Consider the following 17,337-nt stretch of genomic DNA (forward strand, 5'->3'; position numbering starts at 1 on the left):
GGTGTTTTACTTGTGCGATATACTACCTCTTTAATTGTGATTAATTCTGTTTTCTATTTCGTTTTGTAATAGTTCAATAAATTCTTCAATCGAGCGGGAGCCCTGGTCGCCGACTTTATGGCGTCTTACGGAAACCGTTCCGCTCTCTTTTTCTTTTTCTCCTACTATCGCCATATAAGGCACTTTATTTGTTTCCCAATCGCGTATTTTATAACCGATTTTTTCGTTTCTTTCGTCGAGATGGGAAATAATTCCCGCATCAAGCAATTTTTTGTGCACTTCCGCGGCATAGTCAAAATAATTTTGAGAAACCGGAATAATTGCAACCTGAACGGGAGCGAGCCATGTCGGGAAAGCTCCCGCATAATGCTCGATCAGAATTCCCATAAACCGTTCGATTGAGCCGAGCAGAGCTCTGTGAACCATAAAAGGTCTGTGCTCTTTTCCGTCTTCGCCGATATAACTCATTTCAAATCGTTCGGGCAGATTAAAATCGAACTGGACGGTGCTCAATTGCCATTCGCGATTAAGCGCGTCTTTAATTTTAATATCGATTTTCGGACCGTAAAATGCTCCGCCGCCTTCGTCCACTTCATAAGTCAGATTTTCTTTTTCGAGAGCATGCTTGAGCGAATTGGTCGCCTTTTCCCAGATTGCGTCGTCTCCAATTGCATCTTCGGGTTTAGTGGAAACATAAAATTTCAAATCCTCGAAACCAAAGGAACGCAGCATATAAATCGAGAAGCGGACAACTTCGATAATTTCGTCTTCAATTTGTTCCTGAGTGCAGAAAATATGTGCGTCGTCCTGAGTAAATCCTCTTACGCGCAAGAGACCGTGCAGTACGCCGCTTTTTTCGTATCGATAAACCGTGCCTAATTCCGCCCACCTGAGCGGCAGATCCCGATAGGAGCGGAGTTTCGATTTATAAATCATTATATGAAACGGGCAGTTCATCGGTTTGACGTAATAATTCTGCTCGTCGATACTCATCGGAGCGTACATATTTTCCTTGTAGAAAGAAAGGTGACCGCTCGTTTCCCAGAGCCAGCCTTTGCCCATATGAGGCGTATACAATAGATCGTATCCGTTTTTAATATGTTCGTTGCGCCAGAAAGTTTCGATTGTATTTCTTATGCGAGCGCCTTTAGGATGCCAGTAAATTAATCCCGCGCCTGCTTCTTCGTGAATGCTGAAGAGGTCGAGCTGTTTGCCCAATTTTCTATGGTCTCTCTTTCTGGCTTCTTCGAGCAATGTAAGGTGGTCTTCGAGCATTTTCTTTTTCGGAAACGAAACGCCGTAAATTCTTTGAAGTTGTTTGTTGTTTTCGTCCCCGCGCCAGTATGATCCCGATACATTCAAAAGCTTAATGTATTTTATCTTTCCTGTACTCGGCAGATGCGGACCCGTGCATAAGTCAACAAAATCGCCTTCTTCATAAATACTGATGACGTCTTTCGAGTCGTCGAGTTCGCTCAAAATTTCGAGTTTATAATTGTCGCCTTTTTTCTTGAAAAATTCGACGGCTTCGTTTTTGCTCAATTCGATTCTCTTAAACGGATTATCCTGTTTGGCAATTTCGAGCATTTTATTTTCGATTTTCTCGAGGTCCGAATCGCTCAACTTGGAATTGATATCGATATCGTAATAGAATCCTGTTTCTACTGCCGGACCGACTCCGAATTTAGCTTCGGGGAAAATCGATTGAATGGCATGCGCCATTAAATGCGATGTGGAATGCCAATAAGTTTCTCTTCCTTCCGGGTCGTTGAAAGTAAGTATTTGCACTTCGGCGTCGTCGTTTATCTGAGTCGATAAATCTTTTACGGCGCCGTTAATTTTGGCAACGAGAGCCTCCTCGGCAAGGCGTTTGGAAATACTTTCAGCTATCTGCATTGCAGTTATGCCTTTCGGAAACTCTTTAACCGAGCCGTCGGGGAATTTAATATTTATTTTATCGTTATTCATAATATTCCTAAACAAAAAAAACGGAGCTAACTCCGATACTGAGTGGGTTCTACAGGACTCGAACCTGTGACCTTCTGCACGTCAAGCAGACGCTCTAGCCAACTGAGCTAAGAACCCATTTAATTTATTTTAACACATAAACTTTTTTTTTCTTGTTGAATAATCAATTTTTTGTAAATATAAAATTATTCCGAACCTGTGACCTACCCGCCAAAGGCGGGTCGCTCTAGCCAACTGAGCTAAGAGCCATTTGATTATAAATAAAGACGTACCGAGGGCCGGACTCGAACCGGCACGGGTGTAAACACCCACAGGATTTTAAGTCCTGTGCGTCTACCAATTCCGCCACCCCGGCAGACATTATGTCAATGAATAATAATCCAAAACGGAATACAAATATAATCTTTTTTTTATCTTTTTTGCAATATATGGTCAAATAATTGAATTTTCATGCGCAATTTTACTTATATTACCGAATCGTATTTGCAAAGAAGCGGTTAAAACATTATTTTTGAACCGCTTTAAATATTGGGCCCATAGCTCAGTTGGTTAGAGCAGCTGACTCATAATCAGCGGGTCGGAGGTTCAAGTCCTTCTGGGCCCACAGAAAAAACTTAAACCCGGCACTTAATTTTGCCGGGTTTTTTGTTTTTGAAAAATCAGCAGTCGGAGGCCCGTCTAAGTCGGGTAAATTCAAGTCCTTCTGGGCCCACACAAAAAAACAAAACCCGGTAACTAAACTATTGCCGGGTTTTTTTGTTTTTGAAAAATCAGCAGTCGGAGGCCCGTCTGTGTCGGGTAAATTCAAGTCCTTCTGGGCCCACAGAAAAAACAAAACCCGGTAACTAAACTATTGCCGGGTTTTTTGTTTTTGAAAAATCAGCAGTCGGAGGCCCGTCTATGTCGGGTAAATTCAAGTCCTTCTGGGCCCACAGAAAAAATTAAAACCCGGTAACTAAACTATTGCCGGGTTTTTTTGTTTTTGAAAAATCAGCTGTCGGAGGCCCGTCTGTGTCGGGTAAATTCAAGTCCTTCTGAAGTTTACGGAAAAATCTGCAGACCGTTTTCGTAGTCGCCTGTTTTTCTGTTTTGAAATTAATATAATAAAAAACCTCGCTCCGTTTTTCTAAGCGAGGTTCCCTTTGTTACAATTTATGAAAACGTATTACTTTTAATCCGAATTAAGTATTCGACGTATAAACTTATTTAAAAGAGACGTCCCAGACTTTAGTTAATTCGTCCTTGCTGTCAGGTCCTTCCACATAGAGCGTAACGTTGTAATCTCCCCCCTTTTTATATTGATAAACCGGATTTTGCTCCAATGAATAGTTGCCGTCCCCGAAATCCCATTTCCACTTTTTTATATTCCCGATCGACAGATCGCGGAAAGCAACTTTTCTTTTTTCAAAGTCGATTACATTAAAATCCCAGTCTGCTTTGATTTTGGGAAGATACTCCGGCAACAAAGGCATTAATTTAAAAAGACATAAATAAGATGCGTTGCCGTACATTGTGTGTTCGCGCGAAAGATTCCAGAAGCCGTTATGTCCGCTTGAAGCGGAATCATCATAGTCGATAACCGCCCACGATAATCCGATCATTTTATTCTCCTCGAGCTTCGATTCTACCGATCGCGAAGGTCCGTCGGCAGAAGCATAATCGAATAGAGTTATGTAAAACTCAAGAGTCAACTTGCCCGAATCGCCTGTCTTATTAAAATCATATTTACAAGCGGAAAGAGCGTACGGGAAATCTTTTATCCAGGGTTGAACGCCCCACACCATGCACCAGTCCTTGTTGCCCGGAGGAGTAAATATATGATAATTCTGAGCATGCACTCCGTGAATTAACCAATGCTCGTCTTCAGGCTTAATTCTCGGATCAAGTTTTACTCTCTCTTCCCCAACAGCCCTTGCCGTCCATACTTTGTGATGAATATGATCTACCAGCGGACCGCCCGATAAATCGCCGTCGACGACTACCTCGAAGATGTCGTTATGATGATCGCGGCGGGAAAAGTTCCAGAAGTCGTCATACGCTTCATACAGAAAATAGAGACGATTTAAACCTTTAACCCATCCGACTTTCACTTTTACATCGAGATTCTTCAAGTCGATTTTATCCTGCTTTCCCGAATCTTCCCACAATTGATCGATGCCTATTGCAAATGAATCCGGCACAATTGACCAATCTCGCCCATCGCCGTCAATTACAGGAATTTTATTGCGCGGAAATTGAAAAACCGAAAAGATTGTATCCTGCCGCATCTGACAGAAGTCTTGCGACGCAAATAAGAATAATAAAATTATTAATCCTGTAATTCTCTTCATTTCTTTATCCTATAAAAATAAGATGTCATCAAACCTGTTTTGATTGGCTGAACTTCCGTTAAACGATTTTATCCTTACATTTTCGGAATTTTCAATCTTAATTGCATTTGTAAAGTATTCAGGCAGGTTATCGCCCCATTTAACAGAAGTGTTAAATATGGAAACATTTTTGGCGTGCCTTATACTTACGCCGGGATTGTCCCTATATTCTATCGGGTCGTAAACTTTTGTAGGCCGATTGTCGAATAATCCGCCGCGATATTTTGTCCATCTGTCGAATTTAACGGAAACATTTTCGAGCGTAACGTTTTCAATAACGCTCTCTTTCGTGCCGTTAATTCTGATGCTGTTTTCGGCTTTCCCGAACACATTTTTCACTGTCACATTCCTGATTTTACCCGATTTTGTTTCTGGATTTCTCGGTATTGCCGTAAATGATATAGCCTCGCCGCGTCCCCACCACGGGTCGGAATGATATCTCGATATAAACTCAATATTGCTGAAAACAATATCGCTTACTATACCGTTATCTCTCAGCTGGATATTAATTCCCCGACAACTCGATTTAATTTTGCAATTTTCAAAAACCACGTTGTTTATATCGCTCGTAGTTTCCGTGCCGATTTTAACTCCCGAATCCTGAGTTTCGAGGATGCAATCGTAAACACGGATATCAGAAGACTGACCGTAGTCTTTGTCTTGTTTTGTGGCTTTAACAACAATAGCGTCGTCACCGCATACTATATCGCAGTTTTTAATTTCCACTTTTCTGCAGTGGTCCGGATCGACTCCGTCGCAATTGGGTACGTCGAGATAATTTCTAACCCGGATTCCATCTACAAGAACATTTTCGCAGCCGAGCATATGTACGCCCCATTCGGGAGCTCTGCTGAATGAAAAATCTTTTAACTGCATGTTCCTGCATTCTTTCAAAATAAACATTTTCGGGCGCCATTTGTTGGGGACCCACCATTCGTTTTCTTCTTCGTAATGGGACATAAATTCCGTAGCTCGTCCTTCAATATTGCCGTACCCCGAAATTGTCAATCCCTCCGCTCCTTCCGCATAAAAGACCGCAGAATTTCTGTAATGGGACTGATTTGTGCTTATTATCAGTTCGGCGCCCTGATCGATAAAAAATTCGACTCCGCTTTTCAAAACAATTGTGCCCGTCAAGAATTTGTATCCTTCCGGTATAATAACTCTTGCGTTTCCGCCATCGGCATGCGCTCTGTCAATCGCATTTTGAATGGCTTTGGTATCCAACGTTTTACCGTCGCCTTCAGCGCCGAATTTAAGAACATTATATTCTTTTCCGCCGACTCCTTTTGGCGTAAAGATAAACGGACTCAATGAAGGCGATACAGCCGTCAGTGCAACGGCTCCCGCTGTTTTTATTATAGCGTCGCGACGTTTCATAGATTTTCCTCTTTTAATTTTCACATTGTTTACTGAATGCAAAAAAGCCGAATAAAAAAGAGCGGAATATTATAAACCGTATTAATTCCCGAAAATTCGGTCTGTTAACCGAAGATGAATTTTTTATTCGACCGAATGAATGTTTTGATTGATTCTTGGGAGACTTAGAACAGATTAAAACAGGAAAAATTATTTTGCAGTTTATAACAAGCCGCTCTTTAAAGACGAATTATCAGCTTCTCTTGCTGAGTACTTCTTTTTCGTATTCTTCAATTACATTAATATAATCTTCCCCGACGGGAACGTCGTTGACAAGGCAGTAATAGTCGTAAACGGCTCCGAAGGGTTTGGTTCTCAGCAGTTCAAGCAAAGCGAGGCGTTCGAAATATTGTCCGTTTTCTTCATACTCCCTCAATCTGTCAGTCGGTTCAAGCAAAGCGAACAGGAACGCAAGTTGAGTGGCTCTCGTACCGACTACATACGCCCCGATTCTGTTCATACTGCCGTCGAAGAAATCGAGACCGACATAAATTCGTTTTAAAGCGTTTGCTCTTACTATTTCCTCGGCGATTAATTTAACTTCGTCGTTAAATATTACCACATGGTCGCTGTCCCAGCGTACGCCGCGACTGATATGAAGGAGCAATTCGTCTACAAACAGAAGCAACGAAGAAATTTTATCGCCTATTTGTTCGGTCGGATGAAAGTGCCCGCTGTCAATGCAAATCAGTTTGTTATTCTTAACCGCATAACCGGTATAAAATTCGTGCGAACCGACGACCATCGATTCCGAACCGATGCCGAAGAGTTTGCTTTCGAGCGAGTCCCTTAGATATTCCTTTGGAAATTCCGTTTTGAATATTTCGTCCAGGGATTCTTTCAGCAAAGCGCGGTGTGCGGCTCTGTCTACCGGAATGTCTTTGGAACCGTCGGGGATCCAGATATTATTAACAGACGGTTTGCCGAGTTGTTTGCCAATTTCGGCTGCAATTTCCCGCGTGCGTTTGACGTGCTCGATCCAGAATTTTCTGTGTTTTTCATTTTTGCTTGCCAAAGTAAAACCGTCGTCGGCATAGGGATGCGAAAAGCAGGTTGGATTGAAATCGATACCGATATCGAGTTTCTTCGCCCAGTCGACCCAGCTTTGAAAATGTTTTATTTCAATCTCGTCGCGGTCTACTTTTTCTCCCTGAAAATCTCCGTAGATAGCGTGCAAGTTCAAACGTTGTTTGCCGGGCAGCAAACTCATAACTTTTTCGATATCTGCGCGCAATTGTTCAATTGTGCGGGCTTTACCCGGATAATTGCCCGTTACCTGAATCCCGCCGCCGCTTAGTTCCGAGTCGGGAGTTTCGAATCCGCCCACGTCGTCCGCCTGCCAGCAGTGGAGACTAATATTCACATCTTCCATTTTTTTAATAGCTTCGTCGGTATCAACACCTAACTCAGCATACGCTTCTTTGGCAATTTGATATGCCTGTTCAACAGCTTTTGGATTTTTCATGTAATCCTCCGTATTTCTATATGAATTATAATTTGATTACAAAAGTAGAAAGAATTAAAATGACCAAACCGACGACCAGAGTGGCAACGGTTTTGGCGCCGGCATTTTTCCATTCTTTAAGCAATAAACCCCAAACATTACTGAAGAGAATGTTAAGCGCCATTAAAATACTCCAGCCGAAAACGAACATTTCTTCGGGCAGCTTGCTTTGTCCCATCCCGAAAAAGAAGAACTGTAAATACCATAGAGTTCCGCCCAGAAGGCTAAATAGCAGATTGTTTAACAAAACCTGTTTATTGACTTTCACATAATCGCTGAAAGTTTTGTTTTGATAATTGAGGTACATACAATAGACAAAATTCGTAACGAATCCTCCGAACATAACAATAATATAAACCGGATTAACGACGAAGAGAGGATCGGTTCCGTACGAAGCGGCGACTTTTTGAATTGCATAACCCGCGTCGATAACTCCGGGAATACCGTTAATACCGAAATTAAAGCAAGCGCTCATTAAACCCGAAAGGACGGCAATAAGCAATCCCTTTTTAAGAGCGAAGTCTTTTATGGCTTCCCTTCTGGCTTCTTCCGGCATATTGCGCGAACGAAGAACTCCCGCATATCCCACAATGGCAATACCTGCAACGCAAAGAGCCACTCCCAATAAAATCAATCTTCCTTCATAAGTGGTAAATAAATTCCTTCCCGATACAAAAGGCGGAATTAAAGTTCCCAAAGCGGCGGTAAATCCGAGGGCAACCGATTGACCGAGACCTACTCCCAGGTATCTCATACTCAATCCGAACGTCAAGCCGCCGACTCCCCAAAGGGCGCCGAATATAAATGCAGCCCATACAGCGTCGCTCGGGGAATTTTTTAAAACGTCCAGGAGATTCGGGACTGTGAAATATGCGAATATCCAGGGAGCCAGAATCCACGATACAACCCCCTGGACAATCCAGTACGATTCCCACGACCATTCTTTGATTTTTTTAATCGGCACGTAAAAGCTGGCGGCGCAAATACTGCCGAATGCTATAAGTATAATGCTCATTAATGAATCCATATGATTTATCCTTTATTTATTAGTCCATATGAAATACCATTTCCAGAGGAACAGTAACGGGAGAGTTATCGGGATTCGTTTCCATTATGTCGGCCATGTACTTCCACCATTTTTGCACAATCGGATTCGAGCCCAAATCCTGCGACGAAGAATCGCCGACAAGTTTTTGTACGGCAAATAGCGTATTGGTTTCTTCATCCAGGAATATCGAGTAGTCTCTTACTCCGCTTTCAAGCAGAAGTGTTTTAAGTTCCGGCCAGATGGCGTCGTGTCTCTTTTTATATTCTTCTTTGAATCCGGGTTTGAGTTTCATTTTGAAAGCAAATGTTTTCATAATTTCCCCCTATTTCAAATTCTTTTTCAATTTAATTACCTCAATGCCCGCGTCGATTACCGAGCCGATTCCGTGTTTTTCGTTTAACCTGGCGGGACGTTCGTAATAGAAAACGAGATTGTCTTCAATGCCCGTGCCCACGCAAATGTCTTTTACCTGACCGTCGGATCTGATTTTCAATTTTTTCAAACCTTCCCATCCTTTAAGCGCAATCGAAGCGTAACGTTTATCGATCCATCCCTGATTGACGGCGCGAGCAATTGAATAGACGAACATTGCAGAACATGAAGATTCAAGATAAGAATCGTTTTTATCGAGCAATTGATGCCACAGTCCTTCGGGGCTCTGATATTTGGCAATGCCGAGAATCTGTCTTTCGAGGTCTTTTCTAACATCTTCCCTGCCGGGATAATCTTCGGGTAAAATATTCAACAAATGAACTTTAGCCATCATTACCCAGCCGTTGCATCTTCCCCAATGTGCAACGCCGTTTCGTTCTACATCGGTATAATAACAGTGCCAGTAGAGTTCTTTGTTTTCATCCCATAAATACTTTGAAAAGTTTTTTATCTGAAGAATTGCATCGTCCCAGTATTTTGTATCGCCTGAGAACTTGCCCATTCTTGCCAAGAACGGAACGCTCATATAAAGGTCGTCCGCCCACAGAGTCATTTCGTGGGGGAATCTTCTGACCAGAGTTCCGTCTTCGAGTCGTTCCTGTCCTTCAGACATATGCCGCGCGGCGTCTTCGATATATTTTTTGTAATCGTCGCGTTTGACAAATTCATAAACGTCCATCATGCTTGCGCCCATTGCGCCGCAGTCGTCAAGCTCGCGCATCGTCCATAATTGTCCGAACGGGAAATGATAATGGGGTCCGTCTTTTTCTTTATCGTACCTTTCCTGGAAATATTTATAATTGTCCATACCGAATGCAACGTGTCTGGCGGCATAGTCGGCATATTTTTTATCGCCGGTGAAATCAGAAATGTTAATTAAAGCCATATTAATAACGCCGTTTGTGTAATGCCATTCTCCGAAAGGAGTAATAAATCTCAATTTTGCGTCTGCCGGCGCATCCTTTGTCGACTGATAAATTTTTCCTGTGTTAACGTCCTTAAAACCGAGAACGCCGTTTTCGACAATATAGTCGGCGACTTTTCTGATAATTTTTTCGTCTTCTTTAAAATTCTGGGCGAGCGCCAGCGTACTGATAAATAAAATAAGCGTAAAAATAATTGCTCGTTTCACAGCTTTCTCCTTTAATTTATTATTGAAATAGGTAAAAGTTTTCAGTCATTTTTTCCGAGCCAATCATCCGGAATCGGTATAATACAAAGGTTCATTGATTTCCCGTCTTCGGACAGCATAGCCGACTGGATAAGAATTTTAGTTCCGTCCGGGCTAAACGAAGGATGGGGATGATCTGCCGAAGTGGTTTTATGTCCGGCAGAGAGCAATTTCATTTCATGAGATTGTCTGTCAATTAAATAAATTTCACGGGCAAAATTATCGCCTGCGGCAAATCGTCCGTCCGGCGAACCGGCGACATGCCAGAAACCGCTGCCATACGGTATTTGCCCTTCTATCATCATTTCGCGCGTATTAATATTTACAATCGCCAAACCCGTCGGTTTTTCCCGCGTGCCGCAATTTCCCCATTCGGCTTCCTGCCCTGGGCTTTCGGAATTATCTTCGTTTGGAATCCCATCATTAACGCCCGGAATTTTTCTGTGCCCCAGTATTGCGAAAGCGACTTCTTCGGGAGTTATTACGACTTCGTGAGTAACCCATTCGTAAGGAGCTTCGGGATATAAAGGTCTTAAGCCCGTTCCGTCCGAGTTTACAATCCAAGTGCGTTGCGGGGATTTTCCACCCGTCTCCCAGCAAAATACGATTTGACCCGGCGTCCACGGATTGCTTTGAATATGCCCGACCTGAAAAGGAACTGAAACGACATATTTAATTTCTCCGGTCTTTACGTTAATACCCGCAATGCCTCCGGGACCCGCTCCCATATTGCGGGGCCCAAAATTTTTTTCAATCTTTACGCCTACCGGCAGATATTGCATAGCTTTTTCTTTACCGACGCGAAACCATAGCCATTCTTCATTAGCGTCAAAAGCAAGCTCGCCGTTGGCTCCGTATTCCGCCGGTATAATGCCGCAAACTCTTTGATAATATGATGCTTCTTTCAAAGCGCCTTTTTCGCTGTCTTGAAATAGCTTATCCAGATTGACTTCTATTATTTCCCTTGGGCTGTTATTATCATAAAATCTTTTCATATAATAGAGCTTCATCGATTTCCTTGCCACAATCAGCGTTCCTCTGTATCCTCCTTCCGTAACCTGTACAATATCGCCGCTTTTTTCATTAACCGCCATAGCTTCGCCTCTAACTCTTCTGGATCTGAAGATAATCCAGTTTCCGTCGGAAGTCCACTGATTGTGAGTGGGATATATTTTGGAATCGCCCGACTGAGAGCTTGTCAAAAAAATTAATTTAACTCCTGTAACGGGATCGATTACCACTTTGCGTTCCGGAGGAAATCTTTTCCCGATTTGTGAAATTATTTCCGAATCAAACGCCCCGCTTATTACAAGAGCTAAAATCATTAATATAATTTTTGTTTTCACAATTTATTTCCAATATTATTAAAAATTATTTCAAACGGTATACTTTGAAATCGTCTATTTCCTGATGTGATTTAACCGTACGGAATCCGAAATATCCTTCCGTCAAGGGGTTGTCGTCTTTAAACGTGAAATACAAATCGCCGTCGACGTAAAGGCTTGTCGTTCCATTGTAAACTATAATCTGAATAAAATACGTTTTATTCGGTTGGAGAAGATGTTTTTCGTCGCGATAGTCGTAAATAAGAGCGCGCTCGCCGTTCCCCCGGTATTTCCGAAATCGCGTAGTGGTATTGCTGTTTCCTCCGATACCCGCATAATAAAGACTCAACGAGTCGTACGACGAGAATGTGCCGTCTCGCGTGAACAAATAATCGTTCCTCGGGTCTGTTGCCATCCAGAATTGATTTAAGTCGGACAGTCTGTCGTTGTAGCCTTTGTCAATAATTACTTTTCTTTTATACTCGATTAACAAATTTCCGCTCAATTTTTCTTTGAACCATACGGTAGCTCCATGCTCCACATCTATAACCATTTTTCCGTTTTTTATTTCGACTTTTGAAAACGGCGATTTTTTCGTTTCGGTTATCCAACGTCCGAAATCATTTTCGAAGTCATCTTCGTACAACAGTTCGCCTATTCTGTATTGTTCAGTACAAAGGCTGTCCCTGAAGTTTTGTATAATCTCTTCGGGAATATTATCACCTACGAGTTCAAGCAATTCGATTGCATTCAGGCACCATTGCGCCGTATTGTTAGTGGAAACTCCCCTCACTTCATAAACCGGCTGCAAACTTTGAACACTGTCGAATTTTGTCATTTTGAAAACCGTATGATAATACCTTGGTTTTGCGTTAAGAAATTCGTTCCATGCCCGGGCTGCAAAAGCAGTATCTCCGGAAACTTTAGCGTACCAAGCGGGCAATCTTGCATACCAGGAGCCGGGATTTCCAAGTTCTACTTTTCTACCGAATTCTTTTTCGATTTCAGAAACCGGAGCTCCGTACAGTTTACAGAATTGATTCCACAGTTTATTCCATTTTTCGTTCTTCAATAAATTAGTTAATTCGAAAGCTACTTCAGGGCCTCCCATCAGAACCGAAAGATGCGCCGAACCGATATCGTCTTCATGCAGCCGATAAAGCTTGTAAGTATTAGGGTCATATCTGAAAGCGGCGTCTTTTCCCGAAAAGAAACCGTACGGCATTTCATAAAGACTGTTTACTCCCTGCATAATTCTGTTGCGATATGTCGTATCCCCCGTTCTTTCCCATTCCGTCATCCAGTTGCCTACAAGAGCAAGCCAGTCGGGTCCGACGCGTACATGCGTAGGATAATCGCTCTTTTCGAGAATCAAACGCAACGGATCGGTTTTACCTATCGCTTCGTTGGCAGCCTCCGTTACTTCATGCATTAAATCGCCCGTTCTTTCGTCGGTAGTCAGATAATAGTAAAATCGATTTAAAGCAGCTTGAGAAATGCGCACTTCTTTGGCGCCGCATCCCCAATGAACGACGTTATGGCGGCTGCCCAATCCTTTGAAAGGTCCGAGATGATAAACATCCACTTCGCTGTTATGGCGAGTCATTGCTTCGGCCATTCGGAATATGTCGCTATTTCCGGTTCTCAAGAAGCTGTACCAGAGCCACATATTGGGCATCAATTCTGTATTTGCCCAGGCATATCCCCCCATATCGTATCTCCACGTATGCCTGCGGCGGTCGTAGCTGTGTTGAATATCCCCGTAATGCCAGAACCCGTACCAGTGGCGCTGCTCTACTTCCAGTTGGTAATACTTGAAAGCGTTTTCGAGTTGGTTCTCGAGCCAGCATTTAACATTATTGCTCCTGTCCGGCAAACTCCAAACGCCGAATACAGGGATGCTATGCAGATATTCCGGCGCAGCCACCAACAAAGGCGGTTGATTAACCGTTTTAACCATTTTGTGAAGAGTTTCATAATCGGGCACATTGTCGGAGGCAAATATTACCAATTCGGTAGTACGTCCGACGCCGGTAGCAGAGCTGAATCCGGGTTGAACGTCTTCATAGCTTGCAAGAAGATTATGCCCCCATGCTAAAGTGTCGTAGTGTCGCATATCCATTTCGTTTGCATCCGGAGGCCAGAGCCAGGCTTTCAAACGCGCGGTGTCTTGTATGACGTCAGATATTTCAAAAGCGGAAGGAAATGACTGCCAGAAATCGCGTAAACATACCGTCAATCCGCCTGAAACGTCGCCGACAAAAGCAAGACCGCTAGCCCGATGACCGTATCCGGCTTCAATCCACGCGCTTTTATCGTTTGTCCTTTTCAATATTCTGAATCCGTCCGCTTCGAGCTGCGTCAATTTATAATCATTCCACGAAGCCCAGTTGTCAATTAAAAACCGTTGTTGTTGTGAAAGCGAATCCGGTTCGGGAATTCGCAAACCTCTCAATTGTCTGTAGTAAAAATCTTCCCGGCGGTCCAAAGGATATCTTCCGCTCAAAGGCTGACACGGTTCGTCCCATAATCTGCCGTCGTCCCCGGCAAAACGGATATGGCGGTTGTACAGTTGTTCGTTTAAAGGAACGTCAAAAACCAGACCCAATCCGCGTATAAAATCTTTTTGCTGATCGCCGTCATAAATAATCGTATGAATCATACGGATAGATTGTTGACCTGCATAAAAATAGAGTCGAACAATAAACGGCAGCCAGCTTCTGGCGCCCGACTCGGAGAAATGTTTGCCTTCTATTTTAATTACCGCCCTTACCGGTCCGTTTTGCTCGATCGTAACATTATCAATATTACCGATAAATTTTTCTTTTGCGGGTTGTATTCCGGCTTCGGCGTCCGGTTCATTCTGTAAAATACAAACCATTTTTACGCCGGACGATATTTCTTTCCCGTCCATTTTAATAAAACGAATAAGATTTCCTCCGCGCTTGGGAATATCGCACTCTAAGGCGCCTGTGTTGACAATTATATCATTGCCCGTTTCTGTTACTTCCACTTTTGTTTTAAACTGACTAGCATCGGCTGCTTTTACAGCTTTGAGTTGAAATACGTCTCCCGAGCTCGTATCGACAACCGTACTGAAGCCGATCCATTTTAAAGAACCGTCCGGCCAATAAGCCAAAGGCCAGGATTGAACGGGCAAAGATTTCCCTTGAAAATCCTCTAATAAAAATTTCGTAGATGGATTAATTTTGCCTTCGGGAAAGGGCGCTCCCCAACTTACGCCTGCCGGTAATTCAGGAGACTTTTTGCCCAACCATGTTAATTTAACAGCATGAATGTTTTGTGCATAAATCGATAATTGAAGGATGTCAAAAACAATTATAATAACTAATGTTATAATCGAATTAATTTTGTTTAAAAACCGATTGCCAATCATATTTTTGTCCTGTAATTAAATAAGCTATAAATAATGATGTATTCAGAATGTAACTTATTAACGACTCTGACTGAAGTAAGATATTAATATGCAGGCGATTAAACTTTTTTGATAATTCAATTTACTTTTAGGATTGAACAATTAATTAGATTAATTTTTTCTAATTCAGATATTTTTCCAGATCGCGCAAAGCTATTACAATAAAATTATGATCGTGCATGTATTCAACATAACTTTTGAAAAGTTCAGGCGAGGTCGTGACCCACGGATGCGCATAATCAGGAATGCCATGAACAGTAAAAACTATAATATCGCCAGCCTTTGCGCTCTTAAGAATATTCATTACTCGATGTTGTGCTTCATTATTAATTCCAGTTGTGCTAAAACTTGGAATTAATAATGGATTGTCATTTAATGGATTATATTTTCTATTACCGCCGACACGAGCATATTTGTAACCCATTTCATTTAAAACCTCCAACGCTATATTACTTGTGTCATATCCCGGATAGGCAAACGATATGGGCTTTTGAATTCCATACTCTTTACATTTGGCTTCAATATAACCTAACTGTTCATACATTTCCTGTTTACTCATTTGATTAACATGTTTGTGTGTACGCGTATGGTTGCCGATTTCAAATCCCATTTGGTTGAGTTCTGTTATTTGGTCCCATGACATGTATTTTGAAGAATCTGCAGGAACTTCTAATGGGAATTCACAAATAAAAAAGGTAGCTCCGAAACCATATTTACTTAAAAGAGGCGCGGCATAAGTATAATGAGTAATAGAAGCGTCGTCAAACGTTAAAACAATAACGGGATTATTTATCTTCTCTTTTTCTTTATCTACCGCTTCTATATTATCACATTCATGAAATAATAATATTACACTCAAAAATATTGTGAAGAGAAATCTTTTCATTACCCCATTTTATATTAAAAGTTAATAATCGTTTTTAACTAATTTATCTTTGGTAATAAATCATCCGTATTTTGTTTTTTATAAAACGTAATTGCGTGCGGCCTTTCTAGTCAAAAAATTCCTCGATAATCGAAAAATCATTTGGATTGAATTTGTCTGAACAACATGTATTTTGTCAAACTACATAACAATTGTCTTACGGCGGGTTGTTCTTCCGAATCGCTTGAATGTCTTTGTTGAAATCATAAATTCCGATTTTCCAGTTGACGTCAAACAACACAACATATCGGCAAGCTTATTTAACGACAATCATTTTCTTAGATTCCGTGAACAGCGCCGTTTCTTTATTTTGAGCCGTAATTCTATAAAAATAAATTCCGCCGCTTAGATTCGAAGCGTCGAACACTACTGTATAATAACCGGCTTCTTTATATTCATTAACTAACTCAGTAATTTCGCGGCCAAGTAAATCGTACACTTTAATATTTATTTTTGAAGCAGAAGGTAAGGTATAATTTATTTGCGTACTTGGGTTAAACGGGTTCGGGTAATTTTGATACAACTGAAATTCGGCGGGTACAGAACTACTTTTGTTTTCCGGCGGTACACCGGTAGTTCCGCCTGCCATTTTATAAATTTCGCTTCCGGCAAGCAGGAAGGCTCCTAACCCATAATCTTCAAAGTTTGGAGCTTTATCATAGGTAACGGGTTGCCCGTCGGATGGTTGTTTACCGGTGCTTTGAACGTATCCCAAAAATCCGTTTTCGTGGAGCGCGTCATTGGTTAATGCATTCCAACCCTTTTTTGCCGCTTCTTTATAAACGGGGTCTGTTAACAATCCTTTATTCACGCCCCATGCCAAGCCGAATGTAAAGAATGCGGTACCGGATGTTTCTTTACCGCCGAATTCGCCTGGGTCATGCAAGCTTACGTTCCAGAAACCGTCTTCGCGTTGAACCGCTATGAGCGCCTCGGCCATTTCTTTAAATGTTGTTTCATATTCGTCTCTGTGCGGAGCGTTATAGGGCATCACATCCAAAACACGCGCTAGCGCCGCAAGAACCCAGCCGTTGCCTCTCGACCAATAGGTATCTTCGCCGTTCGGCGAAGTGTGAGGAGGATCGAAATCTTTATCGCGCCACCAAAGATGGTCGATTTTATTATATAATCCCGAATCCCCTTCTTCCGTCTTGGTATGCATATACATCCGATACATCCGATTAAAGTAGACAGTATCGTTGTAGATTGCGCCGAGTTTTGCAAACACCGGCATCGCCATATGCAATGCGTCAATCCACCACCAATCATCAACTTTATTGCTGTTTATCATTCCATCGATAACTTTTTTAATTTTTTCAATCCTTTCCGGTTGAGGATCTATCTGGTAAAGTTCGATATATGTTTGACCGCACGCCTGGTTATCCGCATTGCGTGTTGTTGTGCCTCCGTAAGCCGGTTCCCAATTGTGGCTTTCCGCCCATTGAACCGCATAATCATAAAATTTCTTGTCGGGTTTAATTCCGTACAACGCCATTAAACCCTCGTAATACGTAGCGCGGGTCCAGATATTGCTCGGGCGTCTTTTATCCGTAACAATATCCGCTCCCGGGTCAGGCCATTTCTTCATAAAGTATTCATTAGCCAGCAGCATTTTTTCCAGGACCGGATTTTTATCTACCGGGTTTTGAGCATTAACTTTTGTTACGTTTAATAATGCTGCCGTTATAAGACAACTGATTATTCCGGTAATCTTAAATCCATAATAATTTTTCATAAAAG

At 42.1% G+C, this 17,337-nt stretch carries 11 protein-coding genes and 3 tRNA genes; 1 reads left to right on the forward strand and 13 read right to left on the reverse strand.

Translation table 11 applies throughout. The annotated features are described in order from the left end of the window. Positions 1-30: 30 nt before the first annotated feature. The 3 genes from thrS to ACSSWA_RS03215 form a co-directional block, all read right to left on the reverse strand. Entirely contained in the window at positions 31-1,968 is a 1,938-nt protein-coding gene (thrS, locus tag ACSSWA_RS03205; protein WP_437355141.1) for a threonine--tRNA ligase, read from the reverse strand. A 43-nt stretch (positions 1,969-2,011) separates the two neighbouring features. Continuing rightward, a tRNA-Val gene (locus ACSSWA_RS03210) sits at positions 2,012-2,085 on the reverse strand. A 152-nt stretch (positions 2,086-2,237) separates the two neighbouring features. Next, positions 2,238-2,323, reverse strand: a tRNA-Leu gene (locus ACSSWA_RS03215). A 175-nt stretch (positions 2,324-2,498) separates the two neighbouring features. On the opposite strand from ACSSWA_RS03215, the gene ACSSWA_RS03220 reads away from it, so the two are divergent. Then, positions 2,499-2,572 (forward strand) — tRNA-Ile (locus ACSSWA_RS03220). A gap of 598 nt (positions 2,573-3,170) precedes the next feature. On the opposite strand, the gene ACSSWA_RS03225 is transcribed toward ACSSWA_RS03220, so the two are convergent. The 10 genes from ACSSWA_RS03225 to ACSSWA_RS03270 all read right to left on the reverse strand — a co-directional run bounded on the left by ACSSWA_RS03225 (position 3,171) and on the right by ACSSWA_RS03270 (position 17,332). Further along, positions 3,171-4,298, reverse strand: coding sequence for a PKD domain-containing protein (locus ACSSWA_RS03225; RefSeq protein ID WP_437355142.1), 1,128 nt, complete (start codon positions 4,296-4,298; stop codon positions 3,171-3,173). Between the two features lie 9 nt (positions 4,299-4,307). Next, positions 4,308-5,717: a glycoside hydrolase family 28 protein gene (locus tag ACSSWA_RS03230; RefSeq protein WP_437355143.1), complete on the reverse strand. Its 1,410-nt coding sequence runs from the start codon at positions 5,715-5,717 to the stop codon at positions 4,308-4,310. 232 nt (positions 5,718-5,949) lie between these two features. Continuing rightward, positions 5,950-7,221, reverse strand: a complete 1,272-nt coding sequence (locus ACSSWA_RS03235) for an L-rhamnose isomerase (protein ID WP_437355144.1) — start codon at positions 7,219-7,221, stop codon at positions 5,950-5,952. Positions 7,222-7,246: 25 nt separating this feature from the next. Then, a complete protein-coding gene (locus tag ACSSWA_RS03240; protein ID WP_437355145.1) occupies positions 7,247-8,287 on the reverse strand; it encodes an L-rhamnose/proton symporter RhaT in 1,041 nt (346 codons plus the stop codon). 19 nt (positions 8,288-8,306) lie between these two features. Next, positions 8,307-8,621: an L-rhamnose mutarotase gene (rhaM, locus tag ACSSWA_RS03245; protein WP_437355146.1), complete on the reverse strand. Its 315-nt coding sequence runs from the start codon at positions 8,619-8,621 to the stop codon at positions 8,307-8,309. A gap of 9 nt (positions 8,622-8,630) precedes the next feature. Further along, the gene (locus ACSSWA_RS03250; RefSeq protein ID WP_437355147.1) at positions 8,631-9,872 is read right to left on the reverse strand and encodes a glycoside hydrolase family 88/105 protein; all 1,242 of its coding nucleotides are present in this window, start codon (positions 9,870-9,872) and stop codon (positions 8,631-8,633) included. 41 nt (positions 9,873-9,913) lie between these two features. Next, positions 9,914-11,257 (reverse strand): hypothetical protein, encoded by a 1,344-nt coding sequence (locus ACSSWA_RS03255; RefSeq protein ID WP_437355148.1) that lies wholly within the window; start codon positions 11,255-11,257, stop codon positions 9,914-9,916. Between the two features lie 25 nt (positions 11,258-11,282). Then, a complete protein-coding gene (locus ACSSWA_RS03260; RefSeq protein ID WP_437355149.1) occupies positions 11,283-14,633 on the reverse strand; it encodes a DUF6250 domain-containing protein in 3,351 nt (1,116 codons plus the stop codon). Positions 14,634-14,793: 160 nt separating this feature from the next. Continuing rightward, positions 14,794-15,558 carry a polysaccharide deacetylase family protein gene (locus ACSSWA_RS03265; protein ID WP_437355150.1) on the reverse strand — a complete coding sequence of 255 codons (765 nt, stop codon included), beginning with the start codon at positions 15,556-15,558 and terminating at the stop codon, positions 14,794-14,796. 295 nt (positions 15,559-15,853) lie between these two features. Then, the gene (locus tag ACSSWA_RS03270) at positions 15,854-17,332 is read right to left on the reverse strand and encodes a glycoside hydrolase family 88 protein (RefSeq protein WP_437355151.1); all 1,479 of its coding nucleotides are present in this window, start codon (positions 17,330-17,332) and stop codon (positions 15,854-15,856) included. Positions 17,333-17,337 lie beyond the last annotated feature (5 nt).

This window comes from Melioribacter sp. Ez-97 (genome assembly GCF_051488665.1).
Lineage (GTDB): Bacteria > Bacteroidota > Ignavibacteria > Ignavibacteriales > Melioribacteraceae > Melioribacter.